Annotated in this window: 19 protein-coding genes; 15 read left to right on the forward strand and 4 right to left on the reverse strand. The window is 71.6% G+C overall.

The features are described 5' to 3' along the window. Positions 1-149 precede the first annotated feature (149 nt). Complete coding sequence (locus AC0L6F_RS06990; protein ID WP_473539677.1) at positions 150-845, forward strand: TetR/AcrR family transcriptional regulator; 696 nt, start codon at positions 150-152, stop codon at positions 843-845. A 37-nt stretch (positions 846-882) separates the two neighbouring features. Then, positions 883-1,578, forward strand: a complete 696-nt coding sequence (locus tag AC0L6F_RS06995) for an alpha/beta hydrolase (RefSeq protein ID WP_473539678.1) — start codon at positions 883-885, stop codon at positions 1,576-1,578. Positions 1,579-1,703: 125 nt separating this feature from the next. On the opposite strand, the gene AC0L6F_RS07000 is transcribed toward AC0L6F_RS06995, so the two are convergent. After that, entirely contained in the window at positions 1,704-3,692 is a 1,989-nt protein-coding gene (locus AC0L6F_RS07000) for an endonuclease/exonuclease/phosphatase family protein (RefSeq protein WP_473539679.1), read from the reverse strand. Positions 3,693-3,959: 267 nt separating this feature from the next. Here AC0L6F_RS07000 and AC0L6F_RS07005 point away from each other — a divergent pair, with 267 nt between their 5' ends. After that, positions 3,960-5,624 (forward strand): ABC-F family ATP-binding cassette domain-containing protein, encoded by a 1,665-nt coding sequence (locus AC0L6F_RS07005; RefSeq protein ID WP_473539680.1) that lies wholly within the window; start codon positions 3,960-3,962, stop codon positions 5,622-5,624. A 118-nt stretch (positions 5,625-5,742) separates the two neighbouring features. After that, on the forward strand, positions 5,743-5,922 hold the full coding sequence (locus tag AC0L6F_RS07010) for a PspC domain-containing protein (RefSeq protein WP_473539681.1): 180 nt from the start codon (positions 5,743-5,745) through the stop codon (positions 5,920-5,922). Between the two features lie 38 nt (positions 5,923-5,960). Here the strand turns inward: AC0L6F_RS07010 and AC0L6F_RS07015 are convergent, their stop codons facing one another. Beyond that, a complete protein-coding gene (locus tag AC0L6F_RS07015; RefSeq protein ID WP_473539682.1) occupies positions 5,961-6,365 on the reverse strand; it encodes a GreA/GreB family elongation factor in 405 nt (134 codons plus the stop codon). Between the two features lie 107 nt (positions 6,366-6,472). Here AC0L6F_RS07015 and AC0L6F_RS07020 point away from each other — a divergent pair, with 107 nt between their 5' ends. From AC0L6F_RS07020 to AC0L6F_RS07065, 10 genes are all read left to right on the forward strand, one after another. Further along, positions 6,473-11,116 carry an ATP-dependent helicase gene (locus tag AC0L6F_RS07020; RefSeq protein ID WP_473539976.1) on the forward strand — a complete coding sequence of 1,548 codons (4,644 nt, stop codon included), beginning with the start codon at positions 6,473-6,475 and terminating at the stop codon, positions 11,114-11,116. Next, positions 11,109-11,882: a DNA-formamidopyrimidine glycosylase family protein gene (locus AC0L6F_RS07025; RefSeq protein ID WP_473539683.1), complete on the forward strand. Its 774-nt coding sequence runs from the start codon at positions 11,109-11,111 to the stop codon at positions 11,880-11,882. Before AC0L6F_RS07020 ends, AC0L6F_RS07025 begins: the two co-directional genes overlap by 8 nt. 169 nt (positions 11,883-12,051) lie before the next feature. Beyond that, positions 12,052-13,227, forward strand: a complete 1,176-nt coding sequence (locus AC0L6F_RS07030) for an ABC transporter ATP-binding protein (protein WP_274635932.1) — start codon at positions 12,052-12,054, stop codon at positions 13,225-13,227. A 25-nt stretch (positions 13,228-13,252) separates the two neighbouring features. Beyond that, positions 13,253-14,446, forward strand: a complete 1,194-nt coding sequence (locus AC0L6F_RS07035) for a polyamine ABC transporter substrate-binding protein (protein ID WP_274635933.1) — start codon at positions 13,253-13,255, stop codon at positions 14,444-14,446. Continuing rightward, positions 14,439-15,329: an ABC transporter permease gene (locus AC0L6F_RS07040; RefSeq protein WP_473539685.1), complete on the forward strand. Its 891-nt coding sequence runs from the start codon at positions 14,439-14,441 to the stop codon at positions 15,327-15,329. The genes AC0L6F_RS07035 and AC0L6F_RS07040 overlap by 8 nt, the downstream gene beginning before the upstream one ends. After that, positions 15,326-16,282: an ABC transporter permease gene (locus AC0L6F_RS07045; protein ID WP_274635935.1), complete on the forward strand. Its 957-nt coding sequence runs from the start codon at positions 15,326-15,328 to the stop codon at positions 16,280-16,282. The genes AC0L6F_RS07040 and AC0L6F_RS07045 overlap by 4 nt, the downstream gene beginning before the upstream one ends. A 23-nt stretch (positions 16,283-16,305) precedes the next feature. Then, positions 16,306-17,952 (forward strand): amidohydrolase, encoded by a 1,647-nt coding sequence (locus tag AC0L6F_RS07050; protein WP_473539686.1) that lies wholly within the window; start codon positions 16,306-16,308, stop codon positions 17,950-17,952. A gap of 123 nt (positions 17,953-18,075) precedes the next feature. After that, positions 18,076-19,521, forward strand: a complete 1,446-nt coding sequence (locus AC0L6F_RS07055; RefSeq protein WP_473539687.1) for an NAD(P)/FAD-dependent oxidoreductase — start codon at positions 18,076-18,078, stop codon at positions 19,519-19,521. Beyond that, positions 19,518-19,865: a cupin domain-containing protein gene (locus AC0L6F_RS07060; protein WP_473539688.1), complete on the forward strand. Its 348-nt coding sequence runs from the start codon at positions 19,518-19,520 to the stop codon at positions 19,863-19,865. Before AC0L6F_RS07055 ends, AC0L6F_RS07060 begins: the two co-directional genes overlap by 4 nt. 123 nt (positions 19,866-19,988) lie before the next feature. Continuing rightward, entirely contained in the window at positions 19,989-21,176 is a 1,188-nt protein-coding gene (locus AC0L6F_RS07065) for an MBL fold metallo-hydrolase (protein WP_473539689.1), read from the forward strand. A gap of 346 nt (positions 21,177-21,522) precedes the next feature. Here AC0L6F_RS07065 and AC0L6F_RS07070 read toward each other — a convergent pair whose 3' ends face one another. Then, a complete protein-coding gene (locus AC0L6F_RS07070; protein ID WP_473539975.1) occupies positions 21,523-22,662 on the reverse strand; it encodes an IS110 family RNA-guided transposase in 1,140 nt (379 codons plus the stop codon). Positions 22,663-22,752: 90 nt separating this feature from the next. Continuing rightward, the gene (locus tag AC0L6F_RS07075; protein ID WP_473539690.1) at positions 22,753-24,384 is read right to left on the reverse strand and encodes a PucR family transcriptional regulator; all 1,632 of its coding nucleotides are present in this window, start codon (positions 24,382-24,384) and stop codon (positions 22,753-22,755) included. A 172-nt stretch (positions 24,385-24,556) separates the two neighbouring features. On the opposite strand from AC0L6F_RS07075, the gene AC0L6F_RS07080 reads away from it, so the two are divergent. Continuing rightward, on the forward strand, positions 24,557-26,014 hold the full coding sequence (locus AC0L6F_RS07080; protein WP_473539691.1) for an AAA family ATPase: 1,458 nt from the start codon (positions 24,557-24,559) through the stop codon (positions 26,012-26,014). Positions 26,015-26,107: the final 93 nt, after the last annotated feature.

Here is a 26,107-nt window from a genome sequence, read left to right on the forward strand (position 1 = left end):
CTGCTTCGAGCGAGGCTAGATGCAGTCAACGTCGTTGTCAACACTGTTGACTCAATGGACGTGGAACAAGTTAGGCTGACAGGGGCGTCGGGGATGCACGCGGCGCATCGGTGCACCCGCCATCTCAACGGCGGCGAACGAGGGTGGGAATGGCGAATCACACGACCGCGAATCACCGGGGAAGAGCGCAGACCCGACTCGACCGCGAGGCGATCGTCGCAGCGGGCCTCGAGCTCGCGGCCTCGAGCGGCCGCGCGACCGTGTCAGTGCGCGAGCTGGGCGCTCGGCTGGGAGCCGATCCGACGGCGATCTACCGACACTTCTCCAGCAAGGAGGAGGTGATGCGTGCCCTGCTGGACGCGGTCATCGCCGAGTCGGTGGCGGCGGTGCAGGCAGAGCCCGAGGACTGGGAGCAGCGGTTGCGAGAATTGGCGACGCACACGCTGCGCACCTTCATCCGCTACCCGGCGATCGGCGCCGAGGCCACGACGCTGACCACACATGGCCCGGGCGAACTGTCGGCGATCGAACTGATGCTGGACGCATTCACCCGCGCCGGCTTGAACGATCAGGATGTCGTGCGCCACTACGCCCTGCTTGCCCAGCACTCGCTGTCCGGGGCTGCGGGCATCGCACGCGCGCAGCGGGAGGGCGAGTCGGGCACCGCGCGCGTGAACGGCGCCAATCCCTGGTTCGATGCGCCGCTTCGCCCTGACCCCCAGCTGTATCCGCGCTTTGCGGCCCTGGCGAACGAGCTCGTCGATCTGCAGGACGACGAGCTGTTCCTGCTCGGGGTCGAGTTCGTGATCGACTCTGCACGGCGGCTGGGCGCAGCCGCCGACTGACGGACGGGACGTCGGTGCACGCTGGCAGGATGGGCGCATGAGCTCTTTCGACGCGCCCCGCATCGATCCCGACGCCGCACTGTGGTCGGCCCCGGCCGACGCGCGCGCCGGCCGGCCGCTGCTCGTCCTGCTGCACGGCTACGGCGCCGATGAGCACGACCTGTTCGGGCTGTCTCCGGCGCTGCCCGAGGCGTTCGTCACGGCGTCCGTGCGCGCGCCGCTGACCCCGCCGTGGCCCTCCCCCGGGCACTCGTGGTATCCGATCGAGGATGTCACCGACGCCGACCTGTCGGGGCCGCGCGCACGCGACCCGGAGCGGGTGACGGCAGCGGCATCCGCGTTCTTGGAATGGCTGGATGCGGCGGCCGGCCCCGCGAGCACCGTGGGACTGCTCGGCTTCTCGCAGGGCGCCTCGGTGGCGCTGCAGGCGATGCGGCTGGCCCCCGAGCGGTTCGCGTTCGTGCTGAATCTGTCCGGGTACGCCGCCCCCGGCGAGCTGCCGGGCGATGCCGAGCTGCAGCGCCGGCGTCCGCCGGTGTTCTGGGGGCGCGGGGCGCTCGACGACGTGATCCCGGCGCCGCTGATCGACCGCACCACGCAGTGGCTTCCGGCGCACAGCGAGCTGTCCGGACGGGTCTACCCGACGCTCGGGCATGGCGTGTCCGAGGAAGAGGTCGCCGACATCCGGGTGTTCCTTGACAAGCGGCTGGCCGCCCTCGACGCCGACGGATAGCGGGCGCGGGTGCCGGGGCCCTGTCGGCGCGGCGCGGATGCCGGAGCGCGGTCGGCGGGGCGCGGATGCCGGAGCGCGGGCGCGAATGCGGGCGCGCGGGTGCCCCGGCCCCGGCCCGCGCGGCGTCAGTCCACCTGCACCTGCACGGTGATCATCCTGTGGTCGGACAGCGTCGAGTCGGCGACGGCGGCGTCGTGCACCGTCATCCCGGCGACGAACAGGTGGTCGATCTCCTGGTCGGGGGCCTCCGCCGGCGAGGTGTAGGCGGGCCGGATGGGAGCGAGCGCGTCGTGGGCGCCCGAGGCGAGCAGCAGCCGCCAGGACGCCGTGTCGGGTGTCGTGTTCAGGTCGCCGCCCCCGATCACGGGTCCGCGGGCGGCGGCTGCGGCCAGCGCCTGCGAGAAGAACGCCGCCTGGCCCTGCGTGGCGTTCAGCTCGTCGCCGTCGGGCTGCAGGTGGGTGGCGATGACCTGCACGGCCGTGTCACCCCACTTCATGGTGGCCGAGGTCATCCCGGCGCCGGTGAGCGAGTCGAACGCCGGGTAGCGCTGTGAGCCGGCATCGTGCACCGGCAGGTCGGTGAGGATCGCGTCGCCCCACACCTGATCGCCGGCCGGCCCGAAGACGAATCGCATGCCCAGCATCCGCGCCATGATCGCCAGCTGATCCTGACCGCCGTTGAGCAGCCAGCCGCGGTCGACCTCGCTGAGCAGCACCACGTGCGCCCCGGCATTGCGAATCTGCTCGGCCACCGCCCCCGGCACGAAGCGGCCGTCCAGTGCGTACCCCATGCGCAGGTTGTAGGCCGCCACGGTGAGAGGCCGATCGGTGGCGGATGCCGCGACCGGCCGGGTCGGGATCGTCAGCGCCGGCCCGACCAGCGCGGCGATCACCGCGATCACGGCGGCGACGGCCGACGCGGCGACCGCCCGTGCGCCCCCGGCCCCGATGCGCTGCGCCTCGGCGGGATCGAAGGCGGCGTCGTCGGAGCCGGCCCCGGGCATAGAGCCGGACCCGCGCGCAGAGCCGGACCCACGCGCGGAGCCGGACCCGGGCGCAGCCCCGGAATCGCGACCGATGCGACCCCGAATCCCGGCCCGATACGACACGGCCCAGGCCGCCAGTGCCACCGCCGCGGCGAAGATCACCCAGTCCGCGCGATACCCCAGGTCGTAGCCGGCGTAGAACGCGAAGAACAGCAGCGTCCAGATCACCCCACCCACACCCGCCGACACGGACGCCGTACGCGGCGAGCGACCCGCCCCGGCGAACAGCAGCAGCCGGGCGGCAGCTGCCGGTCCGACGACGAACCCCGCCGCCGCCCACACGCTCAGCACGCCCTCGAAGCCGCCGCGCGTGACCTCGAGCGGCACGGCGACCAGCACCGCGGCGGGGAACAGCACGGCCGAGAACCACGGCCGTCGGCGCGGAGCCGGCAGCAGCGCGACGATCACCGCCGCCCAGACGCCGACCACGACCGCCAAGGTGCCCCAGATCGGGCTCAGCACCGAGCCCCGTCCGACGTCGGACAGCCCGAGCAGCACGATCAGCAGCACCGGCGGCAGCAGCAGCGCGGTGCGCGCGGCGACCGGCGCATCGCGCGCCCGTGCCGCGCCCCGCATCGCGACGACGACCAGCACCGCCTGCACGATCAGCAGCGCGACATCCCATCCGTCGCGGCGCCAGACGGCGCCGAACGTGCCCAGCAGCGCATGTGTGGACGCGCTCACCGCGACGCCCAGGAGCACGCTCGGCACCAGCGCGCGACCGAGCGACCCCGCGCACAGGCACAGCGCGCCGAAGGCCAGCACGACCCCGACCGAACTGCCGTACAGCTGGATGTCGCCGCCCTCGGGGTTGATCGCCAGCGCGATCCGCACCACGAATGCCGCCAGCAGCATCCACCCCGCCCACCGGGCGAGCCGGCGGCGGAGGAACGCGACGATCACGAGCGGAACCGCCATCACGAGCAGCGCGTACGCCCCCATCACCTCGGCCGGCGTCTGGGCGGCGCGCCCGAACAGTGTGATCAGCGACGGCGTCCACACCCGCCACAGGTCTATGAGCAGCCACGTCGCCAGGACGCCCAGGGCACTCACCGACCGCGTCGTCATGTGCGCCAGTCTGCCGGATGCCGCCGACATCGGCAGGCCGATCTGCTAAAGTGGCTCGGCCCTGTCCCCGACGTGAGGAATGGAATGACCGAGATCGCCGCCGCGCGCTGACGCTGCCCGATCCGTCGTTTCTCGACGTGTCGTGCCGTCACCGGACAATCCGCTGCCTCTGCAGCACGTTCGCGCGCCGACCGTCGATCTCACCCCTCCCGCTGCGGGAGCGCCTCGGGCATCGATGTCGGCGCACCCCGACATCGAGGAGGCCCCATGCCTGCACACACTCTCTCCGCTCCCGTCGTCCTGGATCGGCTCTCGTTCGCCTGGCCGGACGGCTCGATCGCCCTGCGCGACGTGTCCGGCGCGTTCGGCGCCGGTCGCACCGGGCTGGTCGGCCGCAACGGATCCGGCAAGTCGACGCTGCTCCGCCTGATCGCCGGCGCGCTCGAACCGTCCGGAGGCCATGTGACGGCGGCATCCGACATCGCGCACCTTCCGCAGCAGCTGACGCTAGGCACCGAGCGACCGGTGGCCGAGCTGCTCGGCGTCGCCGAGACGCTGGCCGCGGTGCGCGCCGTCGCGGCCGGCGACGCCGACCCGCGGCACTTCGACGCGATCGGCGACGACTGGGACATCGAGGCCCGGTCGATCGCCGCGCTGGCCGAGGCGGGGGTGCCGGACGGGGCCCTGGACCGGACGGTGGGCGAGATCTCCGGCGGCGAGACGGTGCTGGCGGCGGTCGCCGGCATCCGGCTGCGACAGGCGCCGATCACCCTGCTGGACGAGCCGACGAACAACCTCGACCGCGACGCCCGGCACCGCCTGTACGACCTGGTGCGCGCGTGGCGCGGGACGCTGATCGTGGTCAGCCACGACATCGCCCTGCTCGAGCTGATGGACGCCACCGCCGAGTTGTACGACAGCGAGCTGTCGGTGTTCGGCGGACCGTACTCGCAGTGGCGGGACTGGCGGGAGGCCGAGCAGTCCGCGGCCGCACAGGCCGAGCGCGCCGCCGAGCAGGTGCTCAAGCGCGAGAAGCGCCAGCGGATCGAGGCCGAGACCAAGCTCTCGCGGCGCGCAGCGGTGGGGCGCAAGGCCCAGGTCTCCAAGCGCGTGCCCGGCATCATCGCGGGCGGGCGCAAGCGCGCGGCGCAGGTCTCGGCCGGACGGCTGCGCACCGAGATGGGCGAGAAGGAGTCCGCCGCCCGCGCCGCCCTGGACGCCGCCGAGCGTCGTGTGCGCGACGACGACGCGGTGCTGATCGACCTGCCCGACCCGGGCGTGCCCGCCGGGCGCCGGATCGCGACCCTCGCCGACGACGCGCGCGAGTGGGTCGTCGCGGGGCCCGAGCGGGTGGCCCTGATCGGGCCGAACGGCGCCGGGAAGACCACGCTGCTCGAGGAGCTGGTGGCATCGGCCGTGCAGAACTCCGGAGTTTCGGACGCGCCCGCCTCAGCCCGGGCCGATTCCGGCCCATTCGGGCTGCATCTCCGGAGTTCTGCACGCGCCCAGGCCCACACCGACCGCGTCGGATACCTGCCGCAGCGCGTGGACGGGCTGGATGATGCCGCCTCGGTGCTGCAGAACGTGCGGGCCGCCGCGCCCGGGACGCCGCCGGCCGAGATCCGCAATCGCCTCGCGCGATTCCTGATCCGGGGGGATGCCGTGGACCGGCCGGTCGCGGCGCTCTCGGGCGGCGAGCGGTTCCGGGTGGCGCTGGCGCGCCTGCTGCTGGCCGATCCCCCGCCCCAGCTGGTGGTGCTGGACGAGCCGACGAACAACCTCGACCTGGACACCGTGGATCAACTCGTGGACGCCCTGTCGGCCTACCGCGGCGCGGTGCTGGTCGTCAGTCACGACGACGCGTTCCTGCAGCGGCTCGGCGTGGACACGACCCTCGAGCTGACCCCCGACGGCCTGGCCGAGCGACGCTGAGCGACTCACAGGGTTCGGAGGATCGCGCCGACCTCGGATGAATTCGCCCAGGTCGTCCGAAGAAGGCCGGATTCTCCGGACCCTGTGAACGCGGGGGCGGCGGTGGGAGGATGTCGGCATGGCCACACTCATCCGTCCGCGCCAGGACCGCGTGTTCGCGGGCGTCTGCGCCGCCGTCGCGCACCGCTTCGGCTGCCGCGTCCTGGTCGTCCGCGTGCTCGCCGCGGCCGGCCTCATGTTCTTCGGCGTCGGCCTGTGGCCGTACCTGTTCCTGTGGGTGCTGATCCCGTCGGAGTGACGGCTGCGCGTACGGGAGTGACCGCTGCGACGTGATCGCTACGCGTACGGGGTGACCGCGACGATCGACACCTCGAGGGTCGCGCCGTTCGGCGCGGCGAAGCTGACCGCCTCGCCCACCCGGTGTCCGTCGATGGCGGAGCCCAGCGGGGACGTGGGCGAATACACCTCGATGTCGCCGTCGGTGCGCACCAGGTCGCGGCTGCCGAGCAGGAAGGTCTCCACCGAGCCGTCCGCCTGGAACTTCACGGTGATGCGCATGCCCGGCTCGACGACGCCGTCGTCGGGCTTCGTCCCGACCTCCGCACGGCGGATCAGCTCGCGCAGCTCGAGCACCCGCGCCTGCGAGGCCTCGTCGCTGGGCATGGCCGTGAGCTCGTCGAGTTCGCTCTGCAGGGCCGCGAGGGCGGCCGGGGTCATCCAGACGGTGTCCGTTCCGGTCACGTTCGACACGATCGGCTCCCTTCTCACTGTTCTCAGGGGTGGCAAAGAACTTCCAGCTTAGCCCGGATGTCGGTGATACCGGCAAAGATGGGGAGGTGGGCGACGTGATGGACCTCTTCGGCGCGGCGACGCGGGAGTGGTTCCGCGGCGCTTTCGCGCACCCGACCGACGCGCAGCGCGGCGCGTGGGAGGCCATCGCCGCCGGCAAGCACGCCCTCGTGGTGGCGCCCACCGGATCGGGCAAGACCCTGTCGGCGTTCCTCTGGGCGATCGACCGGGTCTTCCACGCGCGGGATGCCGGTGGCCCGGCCGCCGATCCGCGCCGCCCCACCACCTCCGGGCCGAGCACCGCGGCCCGACGCACCCGCGTCCTCTACGTCTCTCCGCTGAAGGCGCTGGGCGTGGACGTGGAGCGCAACCTGCGCTCGCCCCTGGTCGGGATCGCGCAGCAGGCGCGACGCCTCGGCGTTCCGATCCCGGATGTCACGGTCGGCGTGCGCTCCGGCGACACGTCGGCGTCCGATCGCCGCAGGCTCGTGACTGCTCCCCCCGACATCCTCATCACGACCCCCGAGTCGCTGTATCTCATGCTCACCAGCCAGGCCGCCGAGACCCTGCGCGGCGTGGACACCGTGATCGTCGACGAGGTGCACGCGGTGGCCGCCACCAAGCGCGGGGCGCACCTGGCGGTGAGCCTGGAGCGGCTGGACGAGCTGCTGGACCGGCCCGCCCAGCGCATCGGCCTGTCGGCCACGGTGCGGCCGATCGACGAGGTCGCCCGGTTCCTCGGCGGCGCGGCCCCGGTCGAGATCGTCGCCCCGCGGGCGACGAAGACATTCGAGCTGAACGTCGTGGTCCCCGTCGATGACATGCGCAATCCGCCGCCGGCGCCCGAGTCCCCGGCTTCCGGATCCCCTGCTTCCGACGACTCCGCCCCGGCAGCGGATGCCGCGAACGGCGATGCGGCCGACGGCCAGTGGTATGCCCCCGCCCCGGAGAGCACCGAGATGACCGGCTCGATCTGGCCGCACGTGGAAGAGGCCATCGTCGACCGGGTGCTGCAGAACAAGTCGACCATCGTGTTCGCGAACTCGCGGCGGCTCGCCGAGCGGCTGACCGGCCGGCTCAACGAGATCTACGCGGAGCGCCTCTCGGCCGATGCGGACGCCGACGAACCGCCCGTGCTCGCCAAGGCGCACCACGGCTCGGTGTCCAAGGAGCAGCGGGCCGAGGTCGAGGACGAGCTCAAGCGCGGCATCCTGCGCTGCGTGGTGGCCACCTCGAGCCTCGAGCTGGGCATCGACATGGGCGCGGTCGATCTGGTCATCCAGGTCGAGGCGCCGCCGTCCGCGGCATCCGGCCTGCAGCGCGTGGGCCGGGCCGGCCACCAGGTCGGCGAGATCAGCCGCGCGGCGCTCTTCCCGAAGCACCGCAGCGACGTGCTGCACACGGCGGTGGTGACCGAGCGGATGCTGTCGGGCCAGATCGAGGCGCTCTCGGTGCCGCAGAATCCGCTCGACATCCTCGCCCAGCAGACCGTGGCCGCCTGCGCCGTCGGTCCGGTCGATGTCGAGGGCTGGTACGTGACGGTGCGGCGCAGCGCCCCGTTCCGCACGCTTCCGCGCTCGGCGTACGAGGCGACGCTCGATCTGCTCGCCGGCCGGTTCCCGTCCGACGAGTTCGCCGAGCTGCGCCCCCGCGTGGTCTGGGACCGCGACCAGGGCACGCTCACCGGCCGCCCCGGCGCGCAGCGGATCGCGGTCACCAGCGGCGGGACGATCCCCGACCGCGGCATGTTCGGCGTGTACGCCGCCGGCGAGAAGGTCGGCGCCCGGGTCGGCGAGCTGGACGAGGAGATGGTCTACGAGTCGCGCGTCAACGACGTGTTCACCCTCGGCACGACCAGCTGGCGGATCGTGGAGATCACGCACGACCGGGTCAACGTCGTGCCGGCGTTCGGACAGCCCGGCAAGGTGCCGTTCTGGCACGGGGACGGCATCGGCCGTCCGGCCGAACTGGGCGAGGCGCTCGGCCGGTTCTCGCGCGAGGTGGCGGCCTCCGCACCCGAGAAGGCGCAGGCCCGGCTCGTCGAGTCCGGGCTCGACGAGAACGCCATCGACAACCTGCTGGGCTATCTGGCCGAGCAGCGCGAGGCCACCGGGACGCTTCCCACCGACCGGACGCTGACCGTCGAGCGCTCGCGCGACGAGGTCGGGGACTGGCGCGTCATCCTTCATTCCCCGTACGGCATGCAAGTGCATGCGCCGTGGGCGCTGGCGGTGAACGCCCGCATCCGCGAGCGGCTCGGGGTCGAGGGATCGGCGGTCGCCAGCGACGACGGGATCATCGCCCGGATCCCGGATGCCGAAGCCGAGCCCCCAGGGGCCGAGCTGTTCGTGTTCGAGCCGGACGAGATCGACCAGCTCGTCACCGACGAGGTCGGCGGGTCTGCGCTGTTCGCCTCGCGGTTCCGCGAATGCGCGGCACGCGCGCTGCTCATGCCCCGGCTGAACCCGGGCCGCCGCAGCCCGCTGTGGCAGCAGCGGCAGCGGGCCGCGCAGCTGCTGGAGGTGGCCCGCCGGCATCCGACGTTCCCGATCATCCTCGAGACGCTGCGCGAGGTGCTGCAGGACGTGTACGACCTGCCGGCGCTGCTGCAGCTGTGCCGCGGCATCGGCGAGCGCCGCATCCGGCTCGTCGAGGTCTCGACATCCCAGCCGTCGCCGTACGCCCGCGACCTGCTGTTCGGATATGTCGGCGCGTTCATGTACGAGGGCGACTCGCCACTGGCCGAGCGACGCGCGGCGGCGCTGTCGGTCGATCCGGCGCTGCTGAGCGAACTGCTGGGCAAGGTCGAGATGCGCGAGCTGCTCGACCCGGAGATCATCGCCCAGTTCGAGCGCGAGGTGCAGCGGCTCGACCCCGAGCGGCACGTGCGCGGCGTGGAGGGCGTGGCCGATCTGCTGCGGATGCTGGGGCCGCTGGATGCCGCCGAGGTCGCCGCACGGCTGGAAGCCGAGCCCGCCTCCGCGGCACCGACGCCGGCCGCGGCATCCACCCACCTCGACGCCCTCGTCGCCGCGCATCGCGCGATCCCGGTCACGATCGGCGGGATGCCGCGGGTCGCCGCGATCGAGGATGCCGGGCGGCTGCGCGATGCCCTCGGCACCGCGCTGCCGGTCGGCATCCCCACCGCGTTCCTCGAACCGGTCGCCGATCCCCTCGGCGACCTGGTGGCCCGGTTCGCCCGCACGCACGGGCCGTTCCGGGCGGATGCCGCGGCCGAACGCCTGGGCGTCGGCGTCGCGGTCGCGCGTCTCACCCTGCAACGGCTGGAGGCCGCCGGCCGGGTCACCAGCGGATTCTTCCTGCCGGAGGCCTCTGCCGGGTCCGGCCCGGACGACGCCGAGTGGTGCGACGCCGAGGCCCTGCGCCGGCTGCGGATGCGGAGCCTGGCGGCCATCCGCGGCAGCGTCGAGCCGGTCGCACCCCACGCGTACGCGCGCTTCCTGCCGGTGTGGCAGCACCTCGACCGGCCGCTGGAGGGCATCGACGGCGTCGCGGCGGTGGTCGAGCAGCTCGCCGGCGTGCCGATCCCCGCCAGCGCGTGGGAGTCGCTCGTCCTCGCCTCGCGGGTGCGGGACTACTCGCCCGGCATGCTCGACGAGCTCACCGCGAGCGGCGAAGTGGTGTGGTCCGGGCACGGCGCGCTGCCCGGCCGGGACGGCTGGGTCGCCCTGCACCCCGCCGATGCGGCGCCGGTGACCCTGGCCGAGCCGGTGGGCGAGATCGTGCCCGGATCGCTCGAGGAGCGGCTGCTGAATGTCCTCGGCGCGGGCGGCGCGTACTTCGCGGGTCAGCTGCGGACGCTGGCGGATGCCGAGAACGAGCAGTCTGTGATCGAGGCGCTCTGGTCGCTGACCTGGGCGGGGCGGGTGACCAACGACACGTTCGCGCCGCTGCGCACGCTGCTTTCGGGCGGGTCGCAGGCGCACAAGGTGTCGCGGCGCACGCCCCGCGCACGGATGTACCGCGGCGCGTCGCCGTCCCGGGCATCCGCCCCGCCGCGTCCGCCGGCGATCGGCGGCCGGTGGTCGGTGCTGCCCGCGCCCGAGGCCGACCCCGCGCTGCGGGCCACCGCGACGGCCAGCCTGCTGCTGGACCGCTACGGCGTGGTCACCCGCGGCTCGGTGGTCGCCGAGCAGGTGCCGGGCGGCTTCGCGCAGATGTATCGGATCCTCGCCGGATTCGAAGAGGCCGGGCACTGCCGGCGCGGGTACGTGATCGAGCGGCTCGGGGCGGCGCAGTTCGCGGCATCCGCCACCATCGACCGCCTGCGCGAGTTCGCCGGCCTCACCGACCCGCCCCCGCTGACCGCCCGCACCCTCGCGGCGGCCGACCCGGCCAATCCGTATGGGGCGGCGCTGGGCTGGCCGGCGCTGGAGGGCAGCGCGCACCGGCCCGGCCGCAAGGCCGGGGCGCTCGTCGTGCTCGTGGACGGCGAGCTCGTGCTGTACCTGGAGCGCGGCGGCAAGACCGCGCTGGCGTTCAGCGAGCATGACGCCGTGCTGGGTGCCGGATGCCGGAGCCTCGCCGAGACCGCGCGGGCCCGGCGCCTGGAGACCCTGACCATCGAGCAGGTGAACGGCGCGTTCGTGTTCGGCACCCCGGTCGGTCGCGCCCTGCGCGCAGCCGGCTTCGTCGAGTCGACGCGCGGGCTGACGCTGCGCAAGGTCACCGCCCGTGCCTGAGGGCGACACCGTCTGGCAGACCGCGCGCCGGCTGCACGAGGCGCTGACGGGGCGGACGCTGACCCGGTGCGAGCTGCGCGTCCCCCAGGCGGCGACCGTCGACCTCACCGGGCAGATCGTCCGAGAGGTGGTGCCGCGCGGCAAGCACCTCCTGCACCGGATCGGCGAGTGGACGCTGCACTCGCACCTGAAGATGGAGGGCATGTGGGTGGTCCTCGGTTCGGGCGCCCGCTGGCCGCGACCGGCACACACCGCCCGCGCGATCCTGTGCACCGCCGCATGCGACGCGATCGGGTTCGACCTCGCCGAGGTCGCCGTCGTGCCCACCCGCGACGAGTCCACGCTCGTCGGACACCTCGGCCCCGACCCGCTGCAGCCGGACTGGGATCCTGCCGAGGCCGCTCGGCGTCTGGCCGGCGACGCGCGTCCCGTGCACGTGGCTCTGCAGGATCAGCGCAACCTCGCCGGGCTCGGCAACGAGTACGTCAACGAGGTGCTGTTCGTCCGCGGCATCCTGCCCACCGCCCCCGCATCGCAGGTGGACGGCGTCGCGCTGGTGGCCACGGCGGCACGGATGCTGCAGTCCAACCGCGATCGGACGACCCGCACGTTCACCGGCGACAGCCGACGCGGCGCCGCACGCTGGGTGTACGGCCGCGACCGGCAGCCGTGCCGGCGCTGCGGCACCCCGATCCGGCGCAGCGCGCTGGGCGCCGACCCGACGCGGGAGCGGCTCGTCTACTGGTGCCCTTCCTGCCAGCGCTGACCCCGGCATCCCGCCCCCGCAGACCCGCGGGCATCGTCCGGACAGAGTGTCTGGCCGACGTCGACCGGCAGGCGGATTCGTCCGTTTCGGACCCGCGCGTATTGCGCCCGCGCGGGTCCCGGGATTGAATCGCGTTCCAAGGGGCGACGTCGCCCGAGAGGGAGGCTCCGTGACCACCACCACCCCGGCCCGTCCGGAACCCGAAACGGACGAGACGACGGGCGCGGTTGCGATCGAGCGGGTGACGAAGCGCTACGGCGACCAGACCGCCGTGGACGACCTGTCGCTGGACATCCGCGCCGGCGAGTTCCTCTCCCTGCTCGGACCGTCCGGCTGCGGCAAGACCACGACGCTGCGGATGATCGCGGGGTTCGAACGACCGGATGCCGGGGACATCCGGATCTCCGGACGATCCGTCCTGAGCCTGCCGCCGTACAAGCGCAACGTGAACACCGTGTTCCAGGCGTACGCGCTGTTCCCGCACATGAGCGTGGCTCAGAACGTCGCCTACGGGCTGCAGCAGAAGCGGGTGCCGAAATCCGAGGTGCGCGAGCGCGTGGCGTCCGCCCTCGGCATGGTGCAGATGGTCTCGTTCGCCGACCGGCGGCCGGCTCAGCTGTCCGGCGGTCAGCAGCAGCGCGTGGCGCTGGCCCGGGCGCTGGTCAATCGTCCGTCCGTGCTCCTGCTGGACGAGCCGCTCGGGGCGCTGGATCGGAAGCTGCGCGAGGAGATGCAGCTCGAGCTCAAGCTGATCCAGGCACAGCTGGGCATCACGTTCATCTTCGTCACGCACGACCAGGGCGAGGCCCTGTCGATGAGCGACAGGATCGCGGTGATGCGCGCCGGACGGATCGAGCAGCTCGCCGACTCGGACACCATCTACGGCGCGCCCGCATCGGCGTACGTCGCCGCCTTCGTCGGCCAGCAGAACTTCTTCGACGGCACCGTCGCCGCCGACGGATCGAGCGTCGACAGCGCGCACGCCCGGCTGCGCCCGGCGGCGCGGATCACCGATATCTCCCCCGGCATCCCGGCGCTGGCCGCCGTCCGGCCCGAGTTCGTCGAGATCTCGGTCGAGCGACCGGACGGCGACGCCAACGTCGCCGAGGGGCGCATCATCGGCGTCTCGCACCTGGGCGAGACCATGCAGTTCCTGATCCAGTTCGGTCGCGAGATGTCGATCATCGCGCGGCGCCCCACCCCGGACGCACCGCGGGTGGCCATCAACGACACGGTGTGGTGCACCTGGCGGCCGGAGTCGGTCCAGGTCTTCCCGACCGACGAATCCGCCATCCACGGCGGCTTCGTCCAGCCGCCCACCACCGGCACCGTCCGCACGCGCTGATACCCGACCGGCCGAGAGGAACACCATGCCCGAGAACAACACCGTCCGCATCCTCGCCAACCAGCCCGCGGCGAACCGCCTCGTGGGCGACATGACCCGGCGAGGGTTCTTCTCGATCGCCGGCATGGTCGGCGGCACCGTGCTGCTGGCCGCCTGCTCCAGCGGAGGCGGGGCGGGCGGCGGCGCCAAGCCGGGCCCGCAGGCCACCGGCGGCAAGCTGGAGAGCTCGCTGTCGATGTACTCGTGGGGCGACTACGACGCACCCGAGGTGCTGGCCGCGTTCACGAAGGAGCTCGGGCCGAAGCTGACCGTCGACTCGTTCGGCTCGAACGAGGAGCTGATCGCGAAGCTCGTGGCGGCCAAGGGCACCGGCGGGTACGACATCATCGTGCCGACCGGCGTGTACATCCCGCAGATGGTGCAGAACAACCTGCTGATGAAGCTGAACAAGGACCTCATCCCCAACCTGAAGTACATGGACCCCGCCTACCTCAGCCGCGGGTGGGACAAGAACAACGACTACTCCATCTGCAAGGCATGGGGCACCACCGGCTTCGTCTACGACAAGTCCAAGATCACCCGTGAGCTGAAGACCTGGAACGACTTCCTGGACTGCGCGCAGAAGGAGGCCAGCGGCAAGACGAGCGTGCTGGACGATCCCGCCGAGATCACCGGCATGTACTACTGGGCCAACGGCATCGACTGGAACACGACCGATGACGCCGAGATCGACAAGTGCGAGAAGTTCATCGTGGAAACGCTCGCCCCGCACATCGCGGCGTTCGACTCGTACCCGGGCAGCGGGGCCATCCCGCAGAGCGCGCACACCCTGATCGAGGTGTGGAACGGCGACGCCCGCCAGGGCATCCTCGCCTCGGACGACCCGGACAAGTGGCAGTGGGTGCTGGGGTCGCCGACCACCGAGCTGTGGATGGACAACTGGGCGATCGTCTCGTCCGCCCCGCATCCCGAGGCCGCGCACGCGTTCATCAACTTCGTGCTCACGCCCGAGAACCAGATCAAGAACGTCGACTACATCGGCTACCACACCGGCGCGAAGGACATCGAGGCGACGGCCCGCAAGGACGGCCTCGAGATGCTCGACCTGGTCTTCTTCACACCCGACCAGCTGGCGACGATGAAGGACGGCGAGGTCAACTCGGCGCAGACCCGCACGGTCGACATCTACAACAAGGCGAAGGCCGCTGCCGGTGCGTAGAGTCCGCCTTCCCGGCTTCATCCTCGCCGTCCCGGCGTGGCTGTGGCTGCTGGCCTTCTTCGTCGCGCCCGTCCTGGTGGTGTTCTGGTACAGCCTCGGATACAAGCCCGGGCTGTTCGCCACGCACGCCAATGACAAGCTGTCGCTGGACCGGTACGCCGAGGTGCTCACCCCGACGTTCTTCGACACGTTCTGGAACACCCTGTGGATCGGGATCGCCGGCACGCTGCTGTGCTTCGTGATCGGGGCGCCGGTCGCGTATTGGATGGCGCTGAAGGCCCCGGCGCGCATGAAGGGGCTGCTGATCGCCCTGGTGCTGGTGCCGTTCTGGACGAACTTCCTCGTGCGCACCATCGGCTGGATGGTGATCCTGTCGCCCGAGGGGTGGATCTCGCACGCGCTGCAGGCCGTCGGGCTGGCGCCGCTGGACATCCTCTACACGAGACCGGCGGTGCTCTTCGGGGTCGTGTACAACTATCTGCCGCTGATGATCCTGCCGCTGTTCGTCGCGTTCGACCGGGTCGAGCTGTCGGTGCGCGAGGCGTCCAAGGACCTCGGCGCCAACCGCTGGCGCACGTTCGCGCGGGTGACGTTCCCGCTGGCACGGCCCGGCATCATCGTGGGCGCCCTGCTCGTGTACATCCCGCTGATGGGCGACTACATCACGGCGACCGTGCTGGGCGGCGCGAAGGGCAACATGGTCGGCCAGCTCGTGGCATCCCAGTTCCAGACGGCGCAGAACTGGGCGCTCGGCTCGGCGATGGCGGTGATGCTGATCCTCATCATCCTGGGCTCGGTCGCCCTGATGGCCGGGATCATCTGGCTGCTCGCCCTGCCCATGCGCATGCGCAATCGGGTCACGATCCAGGAGGTCGCCGCATGACATCGGTCGAGCCCGGTCTGGGCAGCATCCCGGCCGCCGCCGTCGACATCGATGAGGGCACGCCCGTCTTCCGCGCCGGCGCCGACCGACACGAGGACGTGCCCCAGCACCGGCAGCGCCGCGCGATCACCGATCGGCTGCTGACGGTGTGGAGCGTGCTGGTCTACATCTTCCTGTTCACCCCGATCCTCGTGATCGTCATCTACTCGTTCAACAACGGCCGGCTGCTGGTCGCATTCGACAGCTTCGGCTTCGACGGCTATCTGGCCCTGTTCCGCAAGCCGGTGATCGCGGATGCCGTCATGGTGTCGCTGCGCACCGGTGCGATCGCCTCGATCCTGGCCTCGGTCCTCGGGACTCTCGCCGGGATCGCGCTGGCGCGCAAGCCCGGCAAGTGGACGTACTGGTTCGTCGGGATGCTGCTGCTGGTCGCCGTCACGCCCGAGATCGTGGACGCGGTCTCGCTGCTTCCGTGGCTCGTCTTCCTGGGCCAGGACCTGGGCATGTCGATCTTCAACGACGGCACCATGCGGCTGGTCGTGGGGCACTCGCTGTTCTCGGTCGCGGTGGTCACCTACATCGTGCGCGCCCGGCTGGTGGGCATGCCGGCCAACCTCGAAGAGGCCTCGGCGGACCTGTTCGCCCCGCCGCTGCGCACGTTCTTCCGGGTGACGCTGCCGCTGGCGATGCCGGCGGTGCTGGCCGGGCTCCTGCTCTCGTTCACGTTCAGCCTGGACAACACGATCGTCTCGGCGTTCGTGCAGGTGTCGGGGTCCACGCCGTGGCCGGTCTACGTGCTCAGCTCGCTGCGCAGCGGACTGCGCCCCGAGATCGCCGGCGTGTCCACCATCATGCTGCTGGTGACCCTGCTGGCCCTGTCCGTCGTCGCGATCGTGCTGAAGCGGGCCGGCGACTCCGCCGCCGACATCGCCCGCACGATGGCCGGCGGCTGACCAGATCCCCGAAGGAGTCCCCCATGCCCTACGCCGACCTCGTCTTCTCCGGCGGACCGGTCTTCACCGCGAACACGGTGCGCTCCCGCGCGAGCGCCGTGGCCGTCACCGCCGGGCGGATCGTCGCCGTCGGTCACGACCTGGGCGAACTGGTCGGCCCGCGCACCGAGGTGGTCGACCTGCGGGGGCGGATGCTGGTGCCCGGCTTTCAGGACGCCCATGTGCATCCGGTGTGGGGCGGACTGGACATGCTGCGGTGCGATCTGTCGCCGTACGAGTCGGCGCCGGACTACCTCGACGCCATCGGCCGGTACGCGGCATCCCACCCCGACGAGGGGTGGGTGCTCGGCGGTGGATGGGCGATGTCGGCCTTCCCCGGCGGCACTCCCACCGCATCCGCCCTCGACACCGTCGTGCCCGACCGGCCGGCGTTCCTGCCGAACCGCGACGGTCATGGCGCCTGGGTGAACTCGGTCGCCCTGCGGCGCGCGGGCATCGACCGCGACACCCCCGACCCGGCCGACGGGCGGATCGAGCGGGATGCCGACGGCGTCCCGACCGGCATGCTGCACGAGGGGGCGATGACGCTGGTCAACACGCTGCTGCCGGCCGAGCCGCCGTCGCGCCTGGTGGAGGCGCTGCGGCAGGGGCAGCGCTATCTGCATTCCTACGGGATCACCGCCTGGCAGGATGCGATCGTCGGCTCGTACGGCGATGCCGGCGACCCCGGGCCCGCCTATCTGTCGGCGGCCGCCGACGGACTGCTGACCGCCCGCGTCGTGGGTGCCATCTGGTGGGACCGCGCCGCCGGCCTCGAGCAGATCCCGTCGATCGTCGCGCGCCGCGAGCAGTACCGCGGCGGGCGGTTCGCCGCCACCAGCGTCAAGGTCATGCAGGACGGCGTGGCCGAGAACTTCACCGCATCGATGCTGGAGCCGTACGGCGACGGGCACGGGCATCCCACCGACAACTCGGGGATCTCGTTCGTCGACCCGGCGATCCTGAACGAGGCGGTGCCGCAGCTGGACGCGCTCGGCTTCCAGGTGCACTTCCACGCGATCGGCGACCGCGCGGTGCGGCAGTGCCTGGATGCCGTGGAGCAGGCGATCGGTCGCAACGGCCGCACCGACAATCGGCACCACATCGCGCACCTGCAGGTGGTGCACCCGGACGACATCCCGCGGTTCCGGCGCCTGGGCGTGGCGGCGAACATGCAGTCGCTGTGGGCGACGCTGGAGCCGCAGATGGTCGAGCTGACCCTGCCGTTCCTGGGCGAGCCGCGCGCGGGCTGGCAGTATCCGTTCGGCGACCTGCTGCGCGCCGGCACCGTGCTGGCCGCCGGCAGCGACTGGTCGGTGTCCAGCCCGAACCCGCTGGCCGCGATCCACACCGCGGTGAACCGCACCGCCGCACCGGGCTACGAAGAGGGCGAGTACGACCCGTTCCTGCCGGAGCAGGCGATCGACCTGGCGACCTCGCTGACCGCGTACACCGCCGGTTCGGCGTGGGTGAACCACCTCGACGCCGACACCGGGACGATCGAGGCCGGCAAGTACGCCGATCTGGTGGTGCTGGACCGCGATCCGTTCGCCGGGCCGGCCGATCAGATCGGCGCCACCCGGGTGCTGCAGACCTTCGTCGAGGGCGAGCGGGTCTACGCCGTGGACTGACGCGCGAGCCCTCCCGGCCGACAGCAGGAGATCCCGGCCGGGGAAGGAGATGTGAACGATCACACATCCTTCTGCCGCCGGAATCTCCTTCCCCCACCCTGCAACCGAACGGAGCTGATACCCGTGGGCACCACCGTCTTCGAACGACGCCGACCCGCCGCATCCACCGTCGCGCACGCCCTGCGCGACACCGCACACGCCGTCTTCTGGCGCGACGACCTGCCCCCCGGGCTGACGCCGGACCGGCCGGCACTGACCGGCGCGCACACCGCCGACCTGGTGATCGTCGGCGGCGGATACACCGGCCTCTGGGCGGCCCTGCTGGCCACCGAGCGGATGCCGGATGCCCGGATCGTGCTGGTGGAGGCGCAGCGGGTGGGCTGGGCGGCATCCGGGCGCAACGGCGGCTTCTGCGAGACGAGCCTCACCCACGGACGCGAGAACGGCCTGTCGCGCTGGCCGGACGACATGCCGCTGCTCGAGCGGCTGGGCATGGCCAACCTCGACGCGATCGAGGCCAGCGAGGCGCAGTACGGCATGGACTTCGAGTTCCAGCGCACCGGCGAGCTGTCGCCGGCGACCGAGCCGCACCAGGTGCCGTGGCTGCACGAGTGGCACGACGAGGCCGTCGCCCGGGGCGAGGAGGGCGTCGTCTTCCTCGATCAGGATGCCGTGCGCGCCCAGGTGAACTCGCCCACCTACCTGGCCGGGGTCTGGGAGCAGCGCACGTGCGGCATCCTGCATCCCGCGCGGCTGGCCGCCGAGCTGGCACGCGTCGCCGAGGAGCGCGGGGTCGAGATCTTCGAGCAGAGCCGGGTCCGCGCGCTGCAGACCCCGGGCAAGGTGCGCGCGACCGTCGTCACCGAGCACGGGCAGGTGCAGGCCGACCAGGTGATCCTGGCCACGAACGTGTTCCCGTCTCTGCTCAAGCGCAACCGGCTGATGACCGTGCCGGTGTACGACTACGTGCTGATGACCGAGCCGCTGACCGACCAGCAGCTGGCCTCGATCGGCTGGCAGGCCCGGCAGGGGATCGGCGACCTGGCCAACCAGTTCCACTACTACCGGATCACCAAGAGCAACCGCATCCTGTTCGGCGGCTACGACGCGATCTATCACTACGGCCGCAAGGTACGCGCGGAGTATGAGGACCGACCCGCATCGTATGAGCGTCTGGCCGGCCACTTCTTCACCACGTTCCCCCAGCTGGAGGGGCTGCGCTTCACACACCGGTGGGCGGGCGCGATCGACTCGAGCACCCAGTTCGCCGCGTTCTACGGCACCGCACGCGACCGCCGCGTCGCGTACGCCGCCGGTTTCACCGGACTGGGGGTGGGGTCGACCCGATTCGCGGGCGAGGTGATGCTCGACCTGCTGGAGGGCGCCGAGAACGAGCGGACGAGTCTGGAGATGGTGCGCAAGCGGCCGCTGCCGTTCCCGCCCGAGCCGGCCGCCGCGATCGGAATCAACGCCACCCGCTGGTCGATGGATCGCGCCGACCACAACGAGGGCAGGCGCAATCTCCTGCTGAAGACGCTGGATGCCGTCGGTCTGGGGTTCGACTCATGACCAGAATGGATGCCGGTGCCGCCGCGGTCGCGGCATCCCTGGAGATCCCGGACGAACCGGTGCCCGCCGACCGGGTGCGCGCCGGCTCGCCCCGGACCGGCTTCCTCGATCTGGACGAGACCGAGGGTCGGTCGATCGGAGTCTGGGAGCACACCCCCGGCGTCTCGACGGATGTCGAAGCCGACGAGGTCTTCGTGGTGGTCGCCGGCGCCGGACTGATCGAGTTCACCCGGCCCGCGCTGCCGCCGGTGGAGCTGCGCCCGGGAGTGATCGTGCGGCTCGCCGCGGGGATGCACACGGTGTGGACCGTGCGCGAGACCCTGCGCAAGGTCTACATCGCCTGATCGCGGCGCCGCGGCGTCCTGCTCGGCATCGACACCGGTGATACGCACCATCGGCGGATCGGGGTTTGCCGCGTCTCCGCCGTGGTGTCGAATGAAGCCACGCCTTCACGACCGGCGCCCTCGATGACGAAGGAGATGCGACGCAGCATGTGCGACGACGCCACGACGAACCCCGACGGAACCCCCGGCCCCCGCGACGCGACCCGATCCGGCATCTCACGGCGCGGGCTCCTCGGCGCCGCCGCGGCGTCCGCGGTCATCGCGACCACCAGCGGCCTGCTCCGCCCCTCGGCGCCCGCATCGGCCGCCGTCGCGTCGCGACCGCCGGCCGAGTCGAGAGGACTGTCGGTCACTCTGCTCGGCACCGCGGGCGGCCCGCCCCCGCAGGCCTACCGCAGCGGGATCTCATCGGCGCTGGTCGTCGACGGCAAGACGTACGTGATCGACTGCGGTCGCGGGGCCGTGAGCCAGTACATGCGCGCGGGGCTGTCGATGCCATCGCTGACCGGGATCTTCCTCACGCATCTGCACTCCGACCACACCGTCGACTACTTCTCGTTCCCGCTGCTGTCCGCCGGCGTCGTCGGGCCGCAGGGGTTCCAGTCGCCGATCGGAGTCTGGGGACCGGGGACCGCCGGCGAGCCGTCGAAGCTGGCCGGGGCGAGCGGACCCGTGCCGGGCATCGTCGAGCAGACGGCGCTGGCCAACCAGAGCTTCGCGGCGTCCACGACCTTCTTCCTCACCGAGCACTTCGGCGTGGACCCGGCCACCATGCTGCAGGTGCACGACGTGCTGCCCCCGGCATCCGCGGGCGCTTCTCCGGCGAACCCGGCACCGGCCATGGCGCCCTTCGACGTGATGGAGGACGACCGGGTGAAGGTGACGGCCATCCTCGTCCCGCACGGCGCCGTCTGGCCGTCGCTGGCCTACCGGTTCGACACCGATCACGGCAGCGTCGTCTTCTCGGGCGACACCGCGCGCACCCCCAACATCCCCACCCTCGCCCAGGGCGCCGACCTGCTGGTCCACGAGGCGGCAGACTTCGCCGCCCTGCCGAAACTGGGCTACCCGGCCCCGGTGATCGAGCACATCAAGCTCGTGCACACCGATGTGGCCGAGCTCGGAGCGGTGGCCCGGGAGGCGGATGTCGCGAAGCTCGTCGCAACACATCTCAGCCCTGCCGACTCGTCGGTGGTCTCAGACAGCGAATGGCGCAAGCTGCTGCGCAACAGCGCGAAGGCGGCCGGCTACCGCGGTGAGATCGAACTCGGCACCGACCTGATGCGGGTTCCCGTGGGCGGGCGCCGGTAGGCCGAGGGCGCAGATCTCGCCGGCTGAATTCGGCGGGCAGCTCCGAGCTGCTCGCCTGATATGTAGCTTCGTTTGTCAAGGGGGCAGGGTGGAGCGCCGCCGGGCTGGCTGCTCGGCGGCGCTCCGTCATTCGCTCCAGGGCGTTTCGGGGTGCGGCGTGTCTGGTGACGCGTGGTCAGTCTGATATGCGCGGGTTGGTTACCGCATGACCCTGTTTCGGCGAGAACGGTCAGGCTGGTCTGAGGTCGAGCGTGGCGATCGTGGTCGCCGCTCACAGGCGAATCGCTGGTCCGTTCCTCACGCTGCATGCTGTCCGGTGGTGCCGGGCGGGCGAATGAGCCTTCGATCAGTCCATGACGGCCAGAGACCAGCACCAGCCGGCGAGCTCGCGGGCGATCGCGGTGTTGGCAACCGTGTGCTTCTTCTTGTGCGTGGTCAGGACCTGCCACCGGTGGTGCAGGCGCCGGTTGCCGGCATCACCGCGCGCGGCCGCACCAGGGGTGCTCTTCGCCCACCGGTCGGTCATCGTCTTCCCAGCGACGTAGCGGGCCTTGTGGTGCCAGGCGGCTTCGATCAGCAGCCTGCGGGCGTGCGTGTTCCCGGTCTTCGTGATCGCCCCCAGCGACCTTGACCCTCCCGAGGAGTGCTCGGATGGGACCAGGCCGAGGTAGGCGGCGATCGTGCGGCCGGTGAACCTGTCCCAGTCGCCGATCTCGACCGCCAACGCGAGCCCGGTGAGGGTGGAGATCCCACGCAGACAGGCCAGCCGGTTCGTCACCGCGGTGAACTCACTGTCGGCGGCCAGGTCGGCGATCTGCGCGTCGAGCCGGTCCCGACGAGCGAGGGTCATCGTGACCGCGTCGAACGCGGCATCGAACGCGGCCAGGGTGCCGCGTCCTGCGTCGCCGAGACCGTCTTTGCGGACCCGGCGCAGCCAGGCATCATGGGGCCGATTCCAGGTCACGGACCCGTCATAGACGATCCCGCGGCGCAGCAGCAGCTTCGAGAGCCGGTGACGCGCCGACAGCAGATCCGTGCGGGCATCGTCCCGGGCCCGCACCAGATCGCGGGCCGATTCCTCCGCCACGGTCGGGACTCGCACCGCAACCAGCTCGTCCATCCGCAGCAACCGTGCCAGCAGCAGCGCGTCACGGGCGTCGGTCTTCACCCGATCCCCGGCCGGGCGGATCAGCTTCGACGGCGCCGCGACCGTCACCGGCACCCCGGCCGCGATCAGCATGCGTGCCAGCCCGAAACCCGTCGGCCCAGCCTCATACGCGGCAGCGACCGGCCCGTGCTGCTCCGCGATCCCGGCCACCCACCGTGCCACCCCATCACTGCCCGGCGGGAGCTTCGCCTCGACCACTTCACCCGTCGACGTGTCCAACGCCGCCGCTCGCACGCTGCGCGCGTGCACATCCAAACCAATCGTCGTACGCTCGTTGAACACCAGGGCCTCCGCTGCATGTCGGCATCCCCAGCCCATCTGGGGATGATCCACGAATCTGCACCGTGAGGCCCTGGGCCACAAGACCAACCTCAGAACCCCACCCTCATAGGGTCTGACCGGTGGGCGCTATCGACCCGAACTGCGACGGACCAGCAGCGCCAGATGCAGCGCGGTCTGGGTCTCGCCGTCGTCCAGGTCGACGTCTAGCAGCCGCTCGATCTGGGCGAAGCGCTGGTAGAAGACCGAACGCGAAAGGTGCGAGGCCGACGCGGCTGCCGTGCGATTCGCGGGGTGCGACAGCGCGGCGGCCAGCACGTCGAGCAGGTCGCCGTCGCGGGCCAGGTCGTGCTCGATCAGGGGCGCCAGCATCCGCTCTCCGTGCTCGAGCAGCCGGTGGTCGTCGCGGAGGGTGGAGACAAGACGCACGAGGGGTCGGTCGTCGGCGCGCCGCAGCTGTGGGCCGCTGCGCTCGCCGCGCACCCGGTTGCGGGCCAGATCGATCGCCTCCTGCAGCGAGACCAGCGCGGCATCCAGTCCGGTCGCCGGCGACCCCACCGACACCACGACGCGATCCGAGCCGTCGGTCGCCTCCACCCCGAACGCGAGCGCGGCGGCGTCGCTGAACACGCTGCCCGCCGGCAGCGACAGCAGGATGCCGGCGGCCGGACCGGCCACGTTCGCCGGCGCGGATCCGGTCACAGCGCGTCCCCCGACCGCCCGGGCCGCGGCATCCACGCGCTCCGGGGTGACCGTCGCCCGCGCGAGGACGACGCCGTGCAGCACGCGGCCCTCGACGGGCAGGCCGGCGGCGGCCAGGCGGGCGGCGGCGCCCTCGGTGCTCGCGAAGCGTCCGGACAGCAGGCGGTCCAGCAGCCGGCGACGTGCCTGTCGCTCCCATTCGTCGACCGGCCCGTCAGCGAGCCGCCCGAGGGCGAGGGCGATCGCGCCCTGCTGCAGCACGCCGAGTCGGCCGGCGGGATGCGCCGGCCCCGGCAGGGCGAGCAGGTGGCCCCAGCGGGTGCCGCGCGCCTCGACCGGCACCACCAGCCACCCGTCCTCGGCATCGCCGCGGTGGGCTGCCCGCGAACGGCGCTCCCAGTCCGAGAACAGCTCGTGCTCCATCGCGGGCGGGACCTCGGCGGCGACCACATCGTGGCCGAGGTTCTCCAGCACGACCGGGGCATCCAGGGTGATGGCGAGCTGCTGCACGACGTAGTCGGCGGGCGAACCGCGCAGGATGAGGGCGGTGAACCGGTCGCGCACCTCGTCGCGTGCCCGCAGCGCGGCGGTCTGCCGGTCGATGATCAGCCGGTGGACGACCTCGGTGACCGAGACGAACTTGACCTCTCGGTGCAGCACCACCAGCACGAGTCCGTGCCGCCGCGCGGCGTCGATGATCACCGCCGGGGTCCAGCGGTAATGCGCGCCCAGCTCGAGGACGAGCCCGGCCACACCGGCATCGACCAGTTCGGCGATGAACGCGTCGAGGGCCGCCGGGTCCTGCGGCCAGCCCGAGCCGGTCGACAGCAGCAGCTCGCCCCCGTTGAGCAGCCGGGCCACGCCGGCGCTGTCGGACACGTGCGCCCACCGCACCCGTGCATCCAGTCCGCCCTCGCCGACGAGCACCTCGGGCACCCCTTCGACGAGCGACGGCAGCGCGAGGATCTCGCGGACGGTCGGCAGCCCGGCGTCCGAGCGCTCGGCGCGCGGGCCCGGACGATCCGTCTCAGGCGAAGGGAGGGCGCGCTCGACGCTCATGCTCGGCATCCTCTCGCTCGGGTGATGGTGCCGGATGCTTCAGCTTATGCGGCCCCGGACCATCTGTCCGGAGCCGGCACGGCGTCTCCGGGCAGGTCCATTCCGTGCTGTTCTTCGACGATGGAACGAGCTCGCTGGTCTGGTGGCACCGGTGTGTGGGAGAGTCGATGGCATGTTGCGGGACGAGGATCATGATCTGATGCGTGCCGTCTCCGGGTACCTCCAGCAAGTGAACGAACTGGCGGCTCGGGAGGAGTCGTCGGTTCGGACACCGTTGGGTGATGTGATCAGCGATCATCTGGGCGTCGATGCATCGCAGGTGTCCGTCGTGGTGGAGCTCATCGCCGACCATCGTCTGGTCGACGCCGACCTCGCCCTGGATGACCTTACGCAGAGCGAGGGCCGCCTTCTCGGCGTCACCGGCGGCGAGCAGCGGCATCATCAAGGACTCGCAGAGTGGATCGCCAACCCGCACACGCGCTACGCACCCGGCCCCGTGGACTACGCCGAGCGGGCGACCGGTCCGAACTCGAGCAGGCGCGTCGTGTCGCTGGGCGTGCGACTCCTGCATTTCGAAGGCACCCCTCTCGCGCTCGCCCAGCGCGCCGCCGCCCCGCAGTACGGCAGAGCAGACGCGGTGGTCGAGGTCATGAGTGCGGACGACGCGGCGGTCTCTCGCTTTCTCGAGGCCCTTCGCCGAACGATGATCGAGAGAAGCGTGCTGCGCCGCCAGGTGCTGTCCTTTCAAGCCACCGAGTATGGGCGAGACGCCGGCGCGACGTTCGTGGAGCGCCCGTCGGTCCCCGCGGACGACATCGTGCTCGGGGCGGGAGTGCTGGAGGAGATCGTCCAGCATGTGATCGGCATCGGGAAACACAGGGAAGCGCTGCATCGTGCGGGTCAGCATCTGAAGCGCGGTGTGCTGCTGTACGGGCCGCCCGGCACGGGCAAAACCCTCACGGTTCGCCATCTGCTCACCGCGACGACCGACGTCACCGCTGTCGTTCTCACCGGAGCAAGCATCCGCTTCATCGGCGCAGCGACCGAGATCGCACGCACCTTCCAGCCCGCGCTTGTCGTGCTCGAGGACATCGACCTCGTCGCGATGGAGAGACATGGCACACCGCAGCCGTTGCTGTTCGAAGTGCTCGACGCGCTGGACGGGCTCGACGGTGACGCCGACGTGGCCTTCATCATGACGACGAACCGCGTCGAGGTGCTTGAGCGAGCCCTCGCCGAGCGCCCCGGTCGCGTCGATCTCGCTGTCGAGGTTCCGCTCCCCGCGCCGAGCGAACGGCGCCGCCTGTTCCGCCGGTACGCGCAGAGCCTGCCGTATACGGGTGCGGTGCTCGACGCGGAAGCGGATCGAGCCGAAGGGACGACGGGCTCGTTCGCTAAGGAGCTGATGAGGCGCAGCGTGCTGCGCGCAGTTCAGGCCGGGCGTGAACCCCGCGACGAAGACCTCACCGCGGAACTCGACCGCCTCATGGACTCACGTGAGCAGCTCACCCGGTCCATGCTCGGATCCCACGGCGAACAGGCGGCCGAGATGCCTCCGGACGGGTACCACGCGGCCGGACCGCTGCCCAGCGGATACCACGCGGCGACCTTCGGATGGGTGGGCGGCTGACCGCTCCCGTTCAGCGCTCGAACACGACCTCACCGGCGACGACGGTGACCGCCGTCTGCAGTGAGACCAGCGTCTCGGCGGGCATCTCGAACG

Source organism: Microbacterium sp. G2-16M, from assembly GCF_055809115.1.